Consider the following 13,709-nt stretch of genomic DNA (forward strand, 5'->3'; position numbering starts at 1 on the left):
CCACCCCCCACACCCCCACACCCCGCAGCGACGCACACGACGCTGCGTCACTGCCCCGCAGTTGCCGCCAGCCGGTCGAACACGCCGACATAGGCGGCGGACTTCGCCGCGTCCGGCGCCGCCGAGCCCTCCACGGGGAAGACCCCCCGCAGCCGCCCGCGCAGCGCAGGAAGAAGCTCCGGATGGGAACGCCGCACCAGTCCCCCCGCGAGAACGACGACCGTCCCCGCCGGGACCCCGGCGCGCCTGATCCCGGTGGCGAGCAGCCCCACCACCCGCCGCTTGTCCCCCTCCCCCAGGAAACGCGGCAAATACTGCCCCCCGATCTGCGCATTCAGACACCCCGCGCCGCAGCCGTCGCAGACGGCGTCGCCGTAGCCGCGTTGATGGCTGAGGTCGACGGGCACGATCTCCCCGTCGCTGATCATCGCGCCGCCCAGGCCCGTGCCCAGCCCGGCGTAGAGCAGGCTGCTCGGCCGCCGTTCCCCCCGGAGCAGCCATTCGCCCAGCGCGGCGGCCTCGGCGTCGTTCATCGACACATCCGGAGGGCGCCGGTACCCCAGTTCCCGCCACGCGTCGACGTCATCCCACCCCACCTGAGTGGCGCCCCACACGCGCCCGTTGATCACCAGTCCGGGGGCGGTCAGGCCGAACAGCCCGGGGGCCGTCTCCGTGAGGGGGCCGTCGGTGAACGTCACCGACGCGTTTTCGCCGAGTAGCGCGCTCTGTACCGACGAGCCTCCGACCTCGACGACGTGGGCCGCGAGTCCCAATGCCATGGCGCGGGATGCCAGGTCCCGGGGAAGCGTCATGCCCACCATCCCTTCACGCGGTGTGTTCATCCGGTGGGCATGCTCGCATGGATGCCACGAAGTGACCGCACAAATACCGGCGTTGACTATTTCGGCGGCGGAGACGGCACGTTGGGCCGGGGACCGGTCCCGGAGTGAGGGGCCAATCATGGACAGGGCGTCCCATTCAATGGCACTCTTCGTGATCGACCCAGGGGGAGCCGACAGGGGCGCGCCGTGGGCGTCGTGGCGTCCCGGGCCCGGGGCCCGGGAACGCATCGGCGCAGGTGAGCGACGTACGGCGGGACTCTGCGCGGTCGCGAACGGGCGCCGGGCCCGACTCCGCGTCGGCGGACGTCAATTGGTGATTGCCCGTCGAACGTATCGGTCCGGCGGCAATTGCGATCGCTTGGTAACACTTTGCCTGAGGCGCCGATCGTCACGATAATCTGCCGATCCTAAGCACATCAGCACGAGGGGAATTCATGCGTAGGTCAATACGACTCGCCCTGCCCGTCATCGCCACGGCGACGGCCCTGGCGCTCACGGGCTGCAACAGCGACGACGAGGGCTCGCCCTTCGACGGCGGCAGCGGGGGTCAGGAGGAGACCACCGGGGGCGAGACCGGCGGTGAGACGGGAGGCGACACCGGAGGCGAGACCGAGGGCGCGGACACCGGCGGCGACACCGGAGGCGACACCGAACCCGACACCGGACCCGACGCCGGCGGTGACACGGGTGGCGCCACGGGCGGCGGCGGCGCGGCCCCGACGACCGAGGAGGTGGAGGGCGACTGGTACGTCGACACCACCTCGTCGACCTCCAACCTGGAGATCACCGCCGGCGAAGTCACCTTCTGGGAGGACTTCGAGCCCGAGGGCGACATCTGCTACGGGAGCATCACCGGCGGCATCCTGACGCTCGACAGCTGCGAGAATTACGGCATCAGCGAGTGGACCGCCATGGAGGCCACCGTGACCGTGGACGGCACCTCGATGGATGTCGTCTGGTCCGACGGCACCACGGAGACGTACCGCAACGCGGCGACCGGCGGCTTCAACGACACGGAGATGGCCGAGCTTGAGGCCATGATCGAGGCGTACAACAACTCGGTCTCCTGACGCCCTGACGCGCTGACGTCCGACGCCCCGCGGCCGCCCTCCCACCGGCCCCGGGGCGTCGTCGTGCCGCCCCTCGTCAGACCTCGATCTCCTCGCCCGGCCCGGGCAGCCGCAGCCGGTCGCCGAGGCCGGCCCGGGCGAAGGCGTCGACCAGCGTCTCGCGCCCCTGGCTGAAACGCGCCCACTGCTCGAAGTGCAGGGGCACCACCACTCGCGCGTCCAGGATCCGCGCCGCCTCGGCGGCCCCGGCGGCGGCTTCCGGTCCCCGGAGCCGCCGCCGGTTTTCGGCCACGCCCGGGCCGCCCCACGGCCCGTCAAAGTTCACCCGTTATCCACCCGATACGCGGATCCGCTGACCTTCCCCTTGACGGCGCGGGAAATATAGCCGCAACATCTGTAAACGATTCCAGTGGCTGGAAACGTTTACAGCAACCCGAACACTGGTGAGGATAAGGGGCAATTGGGATGCCGAACGGTGGACAACCGACCATCGTGTCGATCGCCGCCCGCGCGGGCGTCTCCATAGCCTCCGTCTCCCGGGTCCTCAACGGCCAGGGCGCGCGCCGCGACACCACCGAGCGCGTCCGGCGCGCCGCCGCCGAGCTCGGCTATGTGCCGAACGCGGTGGCCCGTTCCCTCAAGGGCGGCCGGACCCGGCAGTTGACCTTCGCGATGCCGGACATCGGCAACCCGGTGTACGTGGCGATGGTCCGCGCGATCCAGGCTGTCACCAAGGCCGCCGGCTACCGGCTGCTCCTGCACTCCACCGACGCGGTCGCCGAGGACGAGCTCGCGGTGCTGCGCAGCCTCGGGGACCGCACCAGCGACGGGCTGATCATCTGCCCCATCCGCATCACCGACGAGCACATCGAAACCCTGATCACCGCCGCCGGCCCGGTCGTGGTCATCGGCTCGCTGCCGCCCGGCGTGCCGGTGGACAGCGTCCGCGCCGACTCGGTCGCCGGCGCCGCCATCGCCGTCCGCCATCTGCACGCGACGGGCCGCCGCCGCATCGCGTTCATCAACGGCCCCTCCGACACGGTCCCCGGGCACAACCGGGACGAGGGCTACCGCACCGCGCTCGCCGAGTGCGGCCTCACCTACGACGAACGCCTCGTCGTGCACACCGACTTCGACATCGACTCCGGCGCCGCCGCGGCCCGGCGGCTGCTGACCGAGGCGCCGGACGCCGTCTTCTGCGCCAACGACCAGCTCGCGCTGGGCGCCGCCCACACCCTGCTCGCGCGCGGCCTGCGCATCCCCGAGGACGTCGCCGTCGCCGGCATGGACGACAGCGCCCTCGCCCAGGCCGGCTGGCCGCCGCTGACCAGCGTCGACCTCGGCTCCTCCGAACGCGGCCGGCGCGCCGCCGAGCTGCTGCTCGACCGGCTGGAGAACGCGGCCGAGCCCGGTTCCGCTCCCCGCACCACCACCGCCCCTCCCCGCCTCGTCGTGCGCGGCTCCACCGCGCCGGCGACCGACCCCCGAAGCGCGAGGTCCGCATGAGTCTCACCGCCCCCCGGGACAGAGCCGTCCCGGGCAGCCGCGGCACCGCCCCGCCCCGAACGCCCCAGCGCCGCAAACAGGCGCTGGGCCTGGACCGGGGGGCGTGGTTCCTGCTGCTTCCCGCGCTCATCCCCATCCTGGTGCTGAGCGTCGTCCCCCTGCTCTACGGCGCGTCCCTGGCCTTCACCGACTCCCAGGCCGGCCGCACCTCCCCCACCCAGTTCGTCGGCGTGCTCAACTTCACGGACCTGCGCCACGACTCGCTGTTCTGGGAGTCCTTCCGCATCGGCCTCGTCTGGGCCGTGTGCGTCACCGCGCTCCAGTTCGCGCTGTCGCTGGGGCTCGCGCTCCTGCTCAACCAGAACCTGCGCTTCCGCTGGCTGGCCCGGACCCTCGCGCTGGTCCCCTGGGCGATGCCCGAGGTCGTCGTGGGCGTCATGTGGCGTCTCGTCTACCACCAGGACGCCGGCATCCTCAACAAGACGCTGTCCCAGTTCCACCTGATCGACGAGAACGTCGACTGGCTGACCAGCCTGTCCCTCGCGCTGCCCGCGGTGATCGTCGTCGGCGTCTGGGCGGGCATGCCGCAGACGACCGTGGTCCTGCTGGCCGGCCTCCAGAACGTGCCGGTCGAGCTGCGCGAGGCCGCCCAGCTCGACGGCGCCGGGATCTGGCGCCGCTTCACCACCGTGACCTGGCCGGCGCTGCGCCCGGTGGTCCTGGCGATCACCGCGCTCAACTTCATCTGGAACTTCAATTCCTTCGGCCTGGTGTACGTCCTCACCGGCGGCGGCCCGGGCAACGAGACCCGGCTGCCGATGCTCTTCGCCTACGAGGAGGCGTTCAAGTACGGCCAGTTCGGCTACGCGGCGGCGATGGGCCTGGTGATGGTCGCCGTCATATCCGTGCTGCTCGCCGTGTTCCTGCGCAACCGACTGAAGGAGGACGACCAGTGAGCGCATCCCCGCCCGCGGTCCGGCCGGGCAGAAGGCGGGCACTGCGCGCCGCCGGCCGCACCGGCCAGTACGCCGCCCTCGTCTGCTACCTGGTCTTCCTGGCCTTCCCGCTGCTGTGGCTGGTGTCCACGTCGCTGAAGTCGCCGCAGGAGCTGGGCTCGATCGATCCGACGTGGATCCCGCGCGAGCCGTCCCTGCAGAACTACCGCGACGCGTTCGACGCCCAGCCGCTGCTGCGCTCCGCGTTCAACAGCCTGATAGTCGCCGGCAGCGCCTCGCTGATAGCCGTGTCCCTGGCCGTGCCCGCCGCGTATGTCATGGTGCGCCACCGGTCGCGGGTGAGCCGGGCCGGGAACGCCTGGATCCTGGTCAGCCAGATGTTCCCGCTGGTGCTGATCATCATCCCGCTGTTCCTGGTGCTGCGGAGCCTGCACCTGATCAACGCGCTGCCGGGCCTGATCCTCGTCTACGTCGTGTGGAACCTGCCCTTCTCGCTGTGGATGCTCCAGGGCTATGTCCGGGCGGTGCCGATCTCCCTGGAGGAGGCCGCCGCGGTGGACGGCGCGAGCCGTTTCCGCACGCTGACCGGCGTCGTCCTGCCGCTGCTGGCGCCCGGCCTGGTGGCGACGCTGATGTTCTCGTTCGTCACCGCCTGGAACGAGTTCTTCTTCGCCCTGGTCCTCCTCAAGTCCCCGGAGAGGCAGACGATGTCCGTGATCCTCACCCACTTCGTCGGAGCCGAGGGCGTCGCGGACCTCGGCCCGCTGGCCGCCGCGTCCTTCCTGGCCACCCTGCCCAGCCTGCTGTTCTTCGCCCTGCTCCAGCGCAAGCTGGTCGGCGGCATGCTCGCCGGGGCGGTGAAGGCGTGATGCGCGGAACGCACCGGGCGCCGGTGGCGCTCGCCGCCTCGCTGGTCCTGCTGGCCGGCACCGCCGCGTGCGGCGGCGACGGCGCGGACGACGGCACGGTCACCCTGGACTATCTGAGCCTGGCCTGGCAGGCGGAGTCGATCGACGCCAACAAGGCGCTGGTCGACCAGTGGAACGAGGAGCACCCGGATGTCCAGGTCCGCTATGTCCAGGGCACCTGGGACAACATCCACGACCAGCTCCTGACCTCGTTCATGGGCGGCGAGGCGCCGGACATCATCCACAACGACGCCTCCGACCTCACCGACTTCGCGAACGGCGGCTACCTCGCCGACCTCACCGGGCTGCTGCCCGACTCGCTGCTCGCCGACATCCCCGAGCAGTCCTGGGAGACCACGACGTACAACGGCGGGATCTACGGGGTGCCGTTCCTCCAGGAGCCCCGGGTCCTCATCGCCAACACCGAGCTGCTCCAGGAGTCCGGGGTGCGCGTCCCGACCCCCGAGGACCCGTGGACCTGGGCGGAGTTCGAGCGGGTCTGCGAGACGCTGACCCGGGACACCGACGGCGACGACGACACCGACACCTACGGCGTGGCCTGGTCCATGAAGGAGCCGGTCAGCCAGTCGGTGAACCTGTCGCTGTCCACCGGCGGCCAGATCTTCTACCGCGAGGACGGCGAGAACGTCATCCGGTACGACGAGGCGGACTCGGCGGTCGCCGAGCTGATCCACCGGCAGGTCAACGAGGACGGCACCGCGCCGCGCAGCAGCCTCGGCATGTCGGGGTCCGACACCCTGCCGGGCTTCTTCGCCGAGCGCTACGCGATGCTCCCGCTCAACTTCTCCTTCCGCCAGCAGGTGCAGCAGCAGGCGCCGGACGGCTTCGAGTGGAGCGTGCTGCCCATGCCGTCGGGCGGCGGCCCGGACGGGCTCGTCCAGGGCGTCGCGCCGCAGACGCTGTCGGTGGCCGAGGACAGCGACCATCAGCAGGCGGCGGCCGACTTCATCGCGTTCCTCACCCGGGCGGACCACGCGGTCGACCTGGCGCGCGGCGACTGGATGCTGCCCACCAGCGAGACGGCGCTGGCCGACCCGGCGCTCAACACGCCCGACCTCGGCTGGCTCACCGGCGTCGAACTGGCCGCCCGGCTGCGGCCCTCCCCGGTCCTCGGGGTCCGCGGCTACCCCGAATGGAAGGACAAGATCGCCGGACCGGCCTTCCAGGAGTACTACAACGGCGCCTATGACGTGGCCGAGCTGCGCGACAGGCTCACCGACGACGGCAACCGGATCCTGGACCGGTACCAACGCTGAGGAACCGGGACGAACCCCCCGCACCCGTTCGGCGGCCCGCTCCGCCGCGACGACCGATGACGACCGCGGGACCGACACCGCGGCACCACCGACAGAAATGAGCGCCTACACACCATGAGTGTCAGCCTCGACCCCGACGCGACACCCCAGTCCACCCCGCCCTGCGAGGCGGACGGCGCGCTCCGGCCGCGCCGCCTGAAGACGGTGCCGCGCCCGGGGCCGCCGGCCGCGATCGTGCCGCGTGACCGGGCCCGGGGCGCGATGCTGGGCCTGGCCGTCGGCGACGCGCTCGGCGCGCCGGCGGAGAACCTGAAGCCGTCGCAGATCCGGGAGCGATGGGGCCGCATCGAGGGCTTCGTGTCGGACGAGCCGGCCGGCACGGACGACACCGAGTACGCGATCTTCTCGGGGCTGCTGCTCGCGGAGCACGGCTCCGCGCTCACCGTCGGCGATGTGGAGTCGGCCTGGCACCAGTGGATCGCGGACCGGGACGAGGGCCCGTTCCGGGGCGCGGGGTTCAGCGAGCGCGGCACCCTGGAGAACCTGCGCCGGGGGCTGGCGGCGCCCATCTCGGCGCAGCACCGGCACGCGTGGAGCGACGGGCTCGCGATGCGGGCCGCGCCGTTCGGCGTGTACGCGGCGGGCCGGCCGGCCGAGGCGGCGCGGCTGGTGTCGATCGACGGGACCGTCTCGCACGACGGGGAGGGCATCTACGGCGGGCAGGCCGTGGCCGCCGGGGTGGCCGCCGCGATGGTGACGCACAACCCGGATGTGGTGGTGCAGGCCGCGCTGTCGGTGGTACCCGAGGACTCCTGGACGGCGCGTTCGCTGCACCGCGCGGTGTCAGCCGGCCGCCGCGCGCGGCGCGACCCGAACGCCACGCGGCTGTCCATGGAACGGACCGTGCGCTCCGCCACGGTCATCGGCGGCTATCCGTGGACGGACCTGGCGCCGGAGGCGGTGGGGCTGGCGTTCGGCGCGTTCGTCGCCGCCCGGGGCGACTTCGCCGAGGCGGTGCCGCTGGCCGTGAACATGGGCCGGGACGCGGACACCACCGCGGCCGTGGCCGGGGCGCTGGCCGGCGCGCTGCGCGGCGAGGGCGCGATCCCCGCCGAGTGGGCGAAGGCCATCGGCCCGGTGCGGGGAAGCTGCCTGCCGTCGATGGCCGGACGGCACATCCTGGAGGTCGCCGACCGGCTCACGCCGACACCCGACGATCACGAGGGAGCCGTCGCATGACGGTGCGGACATTCACCGAAACGGCCGCGCCAGCCGGGCCCGCCCCGGCCGTCGGGCCGCGCCGGGTCGAGGGCCTGCTGCTGGGCATCGCCGCGGGCGACGCGGCCGGCTGGCCGTCCGGGCGGCACCGGGCCGCGCGGATGCCGGACTGGACGCGGCGGCTGACCCGCGAACTGGACACGTTCGCCGAGCAGAACGCGACCACCACGCTGCCCGTGCCCATAGCGCTCAACCAGCCGCCGGAGCCGCTGCGGCTGGGCCCGTCCGACGACGCCGAGTGGGCCGCGTTCACCGCGCGGTCGGTGCTCTCCGCGACCGCCTCGGGCGACAGCGACCTGCCGGCCGGGCAGCGGGTGCGCTCCGCGCTCGCGCTCGCCTGGAACTCGCTGGCCGACGAGGTCGCCGCCGCGGCCGAGCGCGCCGACGAGATCGAGTCGGCCCAGATCCCGCTGCGGGCCCGCATCTCCGTGCGGGCCGGGCTGGGCAATCTCGCGGCCGGGCTGCGGCCCCCGGCCACCGGCCACGACAACCCGCACTACTTCGACGACGCGGCCTGTGTGCGGGCGGCGGTGCTGGCCGTCGTCCACCCGGGCGATCCGGCGGCGGCGGCCGACCTCGCCGAGTTCGACGCCCGGTACACCCAGGACGGCGACGGGGTGCACGGCGCGCGCGCCATGGCCGCGGCGATCGCCGTCGGGCTCGCCGGCGCGCCCGTCGACGCCTGTGTCGACGCCGCCCTGGACCAGCTCCCGGAGGGCACGGAGATCATGCGCAACGCGCTGCACGCCGTCGAGCTGGGCCGGGCGGCGGTGGCCGCCCGGCCGGGCCTGCCGGGGAACGCGTTCGCGCTGGTGCCCGTGCTGGAGCACGAGATCGTCGACCACGTCTACAGCTACGGCATCGCGGCGGCCGAGACCGTTCCCGTCGCGCTCGCCGTGGCCACCGCCGCCGCCGGGGCCGTCGCCGAGGCGGTGCCCACGGCGGCCTGTCTGTCCCGGGTCGCCGACTCCGCGCCGGCCCTGGCCGGCGCGCTGACCGGAGTGGTCGGCGGCGCCGACGCCCTGCCCGCCTCGTGGCGCGACGCCTGCCGGACGCTGGCGGGCTGCGCGCTGCCGCGGCTGGCCGGCACCGACCTCGTCGAACTGGCCGAGCAGCTCACCGCGACCCCCCTCACGGCTCCCTCGGAAGGACCTCTTGCATGAGCACGCCGACTTCGCTGCCCACCTCCCTGGAAGACCGCACTACCGGCGCCCTGGTCGGCGCGGCCGTCGGCGACGCCCTCGGCGGCCCGGTGGAGGGCTGGTCGCCGCAGGCGATCGCCGAGCGCCACGGCGGGCGCGTCCAGGGCATCGTCGAGCCGTTCCACGGCGACCAGTGGCGCACCGCCCGGCCCATCGCGCCGTATCACAAGGGTGACGGGCACGTCACCGACGACACCCTGATGACCCACGCCCTGATCCGGGTCTACCAGAAGGTGCGCGACCACCTCGACGCGTACGCCGTCGCCGACCACCTGGTGCCGGACCTGATCGGCACCCCGCGCTGGATCCCCGAACTGGGCGCCGAGGCCCTGCCGTTGCAGCGGATCTTCCTGGCGGAGAAGTGGATCGTGGCGCGCATCCACTACGGGCACGTGGACCCGCGCGAGGCGGGCGTGGGCAACATCGTCAACTGCGGCGCCGCGATGTACATGGCGCCGGTCGGCCTGGTCAACGCGGGCAATCCGGCCGGGGCCTACGCGGAGGCGCTGGACATCGCCGGTGCCCACCAGTCCAGTTACGGACGCGAGGCGGCCGGGGTGTTCGCCGCGGCGGTGGCCGCCGCCTGCAAGCCGGGCGCCACGCCCGCCTCGATCGTGGAGGACGCGCTGGCGCTGGCCAAGGACGGCACGCGCTCGGCGATCGACGCCGTCTGCGAAGTCGCCGCGCGCTACGACGACTTCGAGAACGCGCTGACCCCGCTGCGCGAGGCGGTGGCGCCGTTCGACACCGTGGGCCCCGAGTACCGGGCGCCGTCGCTGGGCGCCCGCCGCCCGTCCCGGCTGCACGCCATCGAGGAGCTGCCGATCGCGCTGGGCATGCTGCTGGTCGGGCGCGGCGACTTCCGCCACACGGTGCTGGGCGCGGTCAACTACGGCCGGGACTGCGACTCCATCGCGACGATGAGCGGCGCCCTGGTGGGCGCGCTGCACGGCGAGGGCGCGGTGCCCAAGGAGTGGAGCACCGAGGTCGCCCGCGCCAGCCGGATGGATCTGCACGCCCCGGCGGCGGCGCTGGCGGCGGTCGCCCGCGAGGTGTTCGCGCTGGACCTCGAACGCCGCCGCGCGCACGAGGCGTTGTTCGGCGCCATCGCGGGGGTCTCATGACCGGCGCCGAGACTGTGGCACTACCGCTGCGGCTGACCTGGGTGCAGCCCGAGGACCTGGTCGGGCACGAGCTGCGCCAGGCGGCCGAGGACGGGCGGGACGCCACCGCGATCCGGGAGCGCTGGGTGGCGGCGGGCGGTCACCTCGCGCCGGAGCGGGCCGGCGCCTCGCCCGGCCCCGCCGACCCGGCGCTGCGCGCGCTGGCCGGCCGACTCCTGGACGAACTGGCCGCGCTGCCCTCGCCGTTGGCCGACCGCGAACCGACGGAGCTGGCCGCGATCCGGGCCGCCTGCCCCGACTGGCCGGCCGCCCGCCCCGCCGGCGCCGCGCCGGTGGCGCAGCTGCACGCCGGCTGGCTGGGCCGGGCCGCCGGCTGTGTGCTCGGCAAGCCGGTGGAGAAGGTCACGCTGGCGGGGATCCGCGCGCTGGCCCGTTCGGTGGGGAACTGGCCGCTGGACACCTGGTTCACCGAGGTGGGCCTGGACCCGGAGATCGCCGCCGCGCACCCGTGGAACCGCCGCTCCCGGCCCACCTCGCTCGCCGAGACCATCGACGGCGCGCCGGAGGACGACGACCTCAACTACCCGCTGCTCGGGCTGCTGCTCCTGGCCCGTCACGGGACCGGCTTCACCACCGCGGACGTCGCCGCGCTCTGGCTGGACGAGCTGCCCGCGGGCCGCACGTTCACCGCCGAACGCGTCGCCTACCGCAATCTGCTGGCCGGGATCGAGCCGCCGCTGACGGCCTCGTTCCGCAACCCGTTCCGGGAGTGGATCGGCGCCCAGATCCGCGCCGACGTCTTCGGCTGGACCCACCCCGGCGACCCGGCCACCGCCGCCGAACTCGCCCATCGCGACGCGGTGTTGAGCCACACGGCGAACGGTGTCCACGGCGCCATGTTCGCCGCCGCCGCGATCGCCGTGGCGGCCGGCGGCACGGGCGACGTGCACGCCTGCCTGCGCGCCGGGCTCGCCGTCGTCCCGCCCGGCTCCCGGCTGGCCGCCGCCGTCCGCTTCGGCATCGACGCGGCGAACGAGACGCCCGGCGGCCCGGCGGCCTTCGACGCCGTCGTGGACCGGCTGCACGCCCGCTACGGCGACCACCACTGGGTCCACGTCCTGCCGAACGCGGCGCTGCTGGCCGCCGCGCTGACGCACGCCGACGGCGACTTCACCGGCTCCATCTGCCGGGCGGTGTCCGGCGGCTGGGACACCGACTCCAACGGCGCGACGGCCGGTTCGCTGGCCGGGCTGCTGGCGGGCTCCCCCGAGGCGATCCCGTCCCGGTGGACCGCGCCCCTGAAGAACCGGCTCGCGACCTCGGTCGCCGGCTTCGACGGCATCGGCTTCGACGCACTCGCCACGCTCACCCGGGAGGCATCCGCATGACCAGCCGCACCACGGCCATCACGGTCCTCGGCTCCACCAACATGGATCTCGTCGCCTACGTCCGCACCGCCCCCTGCCGCGGCGAGACCGTCTTCGGCCACGCGTTCCGGACCGTGCCCGGCGGCAAGGGCACCAACCAGGCCGTCGCCGCCGCCCGCGCGGGCGGCCGGGTCGGCATGATCTGCGCGGTGGGCGAGGACGACTTCGGGCCCCGGCTGCGCGCCGCGCTCGCCGACGCCGGGGTCGCGGCGGACGGCGTGCGCACCGTTCCCGGGCCGAGCGGCATCGCGCACATCGTGGTGGACGACGACGGCGGGAACTCGATCGTCGTCGTCTCCGGCGCCAACGCCACCGTCACGGGGCTCGCGCCGGGCGACGAGGAGCGCGTGGCCGCCGCCGACGCGCTGCTGATGCAGCTCGAACTCCCCATGGAGGGCGTGCTCGCCGGCGCGCGCGCCGCCCGCGCGCACGGGGTGCGCACCATTCTGACGCCGGCGCCCGCGCAGCCGCTGCCGGACGAACTGCTCGATCTCACCGACCTGTTGGTGCCCAACGAGCACGAGGCCGCCGCCCTCACCGGCCACGCCGACCCGCGCGAGGCCGCCGCCGCGTTCCTGGAGCGAGTGCCGGAGGTCGTCATCACCCTGGGCGAGGCGGGCAGCCTGTACGCGGCGCGCGGCGTCGAGCCGGTGGCCGTTCCGGCGGTGCCGGCGCGGGCCGTTGACACCACCGCCGCAGGCGACACGTTCGTCGGCGCGCTGGCGGTGGCGTGCGGCGAGGGCCGCCCGATGCCCGAGGCGATGGCCTGGGCCGCCGCCGCCGCGGCACTCGCGGTGGGCCGCCCCGGCGCCTCCTCCTCCATGCCGGACCGCCCCGAGATCGACGCCCTGCACGCCTCGCACGCCACCCGTTCCCCGCACCTTCAGGAAGCACGTTGACCCAGCCCGGACCCCTCGACGGCCTGCGCGTGCTGGACCTGGCGACTCTCTTCGCCGGGCCGCTCGCGGCCACCATGCTCGGCGACTTCGGCGCCGAGGTGATCAAGGTCGAGCACCCGCGCAAGCCCGACCCGTCCCGGGGCCACGGCCCCAGCAAGGACGGCGTCGGGCTGTGGTGGAAGCTGCTCGGCCGCAACAAGCGGAACGTCACCCTCGACCTGTCCTCCCCCGGCGGCCGGGAGGTGCTGCTGCGGATGGCCGCCGAATCGGACGTCGTCATCGAGAACTTCCGGCCCGGCACGCTGGAGCGGTGGGGCCTGGGGCCGGACGAGCTGGCGGCGGCCAACCCCAAGCTGGTGCTGGCCCGCGTGACCGGCTTCGGCCAGCTCGGGCCGTACGCCCGGCGCCCCGGATTCGGCACGCTGGCCGAGGCGATGAGCGGCTTCGCGGCCATCACCGGGGAGCCGGACGGGCCGCCGACGCTGCCGCCGTTCGGCCTGGCCGACTCGATCGCGGCGCTGTCCACCGCCTACGCCGTGATGGCCGCGCTCGCCGGGCGGGAGCGCACCGGGCGCGGCCAGGTGGTGGACATGGCGATCATCGAGCCGATCCTCACCGTGCTGGGGCCGCAGCCCATCTGGTACGACCAGCTCGGCTATGTCCAGCCGCGCACCGGCAACCGCTCGTCCAACAACGCGCCGCGCAACACCTATCGCACGGCGGACGGCCGTTGGGTCGCCGTCTCCACCTCCGCGCAGTCCGTCGCGGAGCGCGTGATGCGGCTGGTCGGACACCCGGAGGTGATCGACGAGGAGTGGTTCGCCACCGGCTCCGGCCGGGCGGCGCACGCGGACGAGCTGGACGAGGCCGTCGGTTCGTGGATCGCGCGGCACGACCGGGACGAGGTGGTGGCCGCGTTCGAGAAGGCGGAGGCGGCGATCGCGCCGGTGTACGACGTCACCGACGTGCTGGCCGACGAGCAGTACCGGGCGCTCGGCTCGATCGCCGAGGTGCCGGACCCGGAGCTGGGCACGGTGCGCATGCAGAACGTCCTCTTCCGGCTGTCCGAGACACCCGGCGCCATCCGCTGGGCGGGCCGCCCGCACGGCGCGGACACCGACGCGGTGCTGGCCGAACTCGGCCTGACCGACGAGGAGATCGCGGACCTGCGCCGGGCGGGGGCGCTGTGAGCGACGGACACGCGGCCGCCCAGCCGCACG

The 13,709-nt window shown here is 73.9% G+C and carries 13 protein-coding genes; 11 read left to right on the top strand and 2 right to left on the bottom strand.

Annotation, left to right across the window (positions count from 1 at the left end; genetic code table 11):
* Window positions 1–47: 47 nt before the first annotated feature.
* Entirely contained in the window at window positions 48–812 is a 765-nt protein-coding gene (locus RM590_RS21310) for an ROK family protein (protein ID WP_311706256.1), read from the bottom strand.
* A gap of 464 nt (window positions 813–1,276) precedes the next feature.
* Between RM590_RS21310 and RM590_RS21315 the strand changes: the two genes are divergently transcribed.
* On the top strand, window positions 1,277–1,912 hold the full coding sequence (locus RM590_RS21315; RefSeq protein WP_311706257.1) for a hypothetical protein: 636 nt from the start codon (window positions 1,277–1,279) through the stop codon (window positions 1,910–1,912).
* Window positions 1,913–1,988: 76 nt separating this feature from the next.
* On the opposite strand, the gene RM590_RS21320 is transcribed toward RM590_RS21315, so the two are convergent.
* A complete protein-coding gene (locus tag RM590_RS21320) occupies window positions 1,989–2,237 on the bottom strand; it encodes a hypothetical protein (protein WP_394813926.1) in 249 nt (82 codons plus the stop codon).
* A gap of 140 nt (window positions 2,238–2,377) precedes the next feature.
* On the opposite strand from RM590_RS21320, the gene RM590_RS21325 reads away from it, so the two are divergent.
* The 10 genes from RM590_RS21325 to RM590_RS21370 all read left to right on the top strand — a co-directional run bounded on the left by RM590_RS21325 (window position 2,378) and on the right by RM590_RS21370 (window position 13,679).
* Window positions 2,378–3,418 (top strand): LacI family DNA-binding transcriptional regulator, encoded by a 1,041-nt coding sequence (locus RM590_RS21325; protein ID WP_311706258.1) that lies wholly within the window; start codon window positions 2,378–2,380, stop codon window positions 3,416–3,418.
* Window positions 3,415–4,374 carry a carbohydrate ABC transporter permease gene (locus RM590_RS21330; RefSeq protein ID WP_311706259.1) on the top strand — a complete coding sequence of 320 codons (960 nt, stop codon included), beginning with the start codon at window positions 3,415–3,417 and terminating at the stop codon, window positions 4,372–4,374. The genes RM590_RS21325 and RM590_RS21330 overlap by 4 nt, the downstream gene beginning before the upstream one ends.
* Complete coding sequence (locus RM590_RS21335) at window positions 4,371–5,243, top strand: carbohydrate ABC transporter permease (protein ID WP_311706260.1); 873 nt, start codon at window positions 4,371–4,373, stop codon at window positions 5,241–5,243. The genes RM590_RS21330 and RM590_RS21335 overlap by 4 nt, the downstream gene beginning before the upstream one ends.
* The gene (locus RM590_RS21340; RefSeq protein ID WP_311706261.1) at window positions 5,243–6,559 is read left to right on the top strand and encodes an ABC transporter substrate-binding protein; all 1,317 of its coding nucleotides are present in this window, start codon (window positions 5,243–5,245) and stop codon (window positions 6,557–6,559) included. The genes RM590_RS21335 and RM590_RS21340 overlap by 1 nt, the downstream gene beginning before the upstream one ends.
* 114 nt (window positions 6,560–6,673) lie before the next feature.
* Window positions 6,674–7,798 carry an ADP-ribosylglycohydrolase family protein gene (locus RM590_RS21345; RefSeq protein WP_394813927.1) on the top strand — a complete coding sequence of 375 codons (1,125 nt, stop codon included), beginning with the start codon at window positions 6,674–6,676 and terminating at the stop codon, window positions 7,796–7,798.
* Window positions 7,795–9,000: an ADP-ribosylglycohydrolase family protein gene (locus tag RM590_RS21350; RefSeq protein ID WP_311706262.1), complete on the top strand. Its 1,206-nt coding sequence runs from the start codon at window positions 7,795–7,797 to the stop codon at window positions 8,998–9,000. The genes RM590_RS21345 and RM590_RS21350 overlap by 4 nt, the downstream gene beginning before the upstream one ends.
* Window positions 8,997–10,163 carry an ADP-ribosylglycohydrolase family protein gene (locus RM590_RS21355; RefSeq protein WP_311706263.1) on the top strand — a complete coding sequence of 389 codons (1,167 nt, stop codon included), beginning with the start codon at window positions 8,997–8,999 and terminating at the stop codon, window positions 10,161–10,163. Before RM590_RS21350 ends, RM590_RS21355 begins: the two co-directional genes overlap by 4 nt.
* Window positions 10,160–11,551, top strand: a complete 1,392-nt coding sequence (locus RM590_RS21360) for an ADP-ribosylglycohydrolase family protein (RefSeq protein WP_311706264.1) — start codon at window positions 10,160–10,162, stop codon at window positions 11,549–11,551. The genes RM590_RS21355 and RM590_RS21360 overlap by 4 nt, the downstream gene beginning before the upstream one ends.
* Window positions 11,548–12,489, top strand: a complete 942-nt coding sequence (rbsK, locus tag RM590_RS21365) for a ribokinase (protein WP_311706265.1) — start codon at window positions 11,548–11,550, stop codon at window positions 12,487–12,489. The genes RM590_RS21360 and rbsK overlap by 4 nt, the downstream gene beginning before the upstream one ends.
* Entirely contained in the window at window positions 12,486–13,679 is a 1,194-nt protein-coding gene (locus RM590_RS21370; protein ID WP_311706266.1) for a CaiB/BaiF CoA transferase family protein, read from the top strand. The genes rbsK and RM590_RS21370 overlap by 4 nt, the downstream gene beginning before the upstream one ends.
* Window positions 13,680–13,709: the final 30 nt, after the last annotated feature.

The organism is Streptomyces litchfieldiae (assembly GCF_031845365.1).
In the GTDB taxonomy this organism is placed as follows: domain Bacteria; phylum Actinomycetota; class Actinomycetes; order Streptomycetales; family Streptomycetaceae; genus Streptomyces; species Streptomyces litchfieldiae.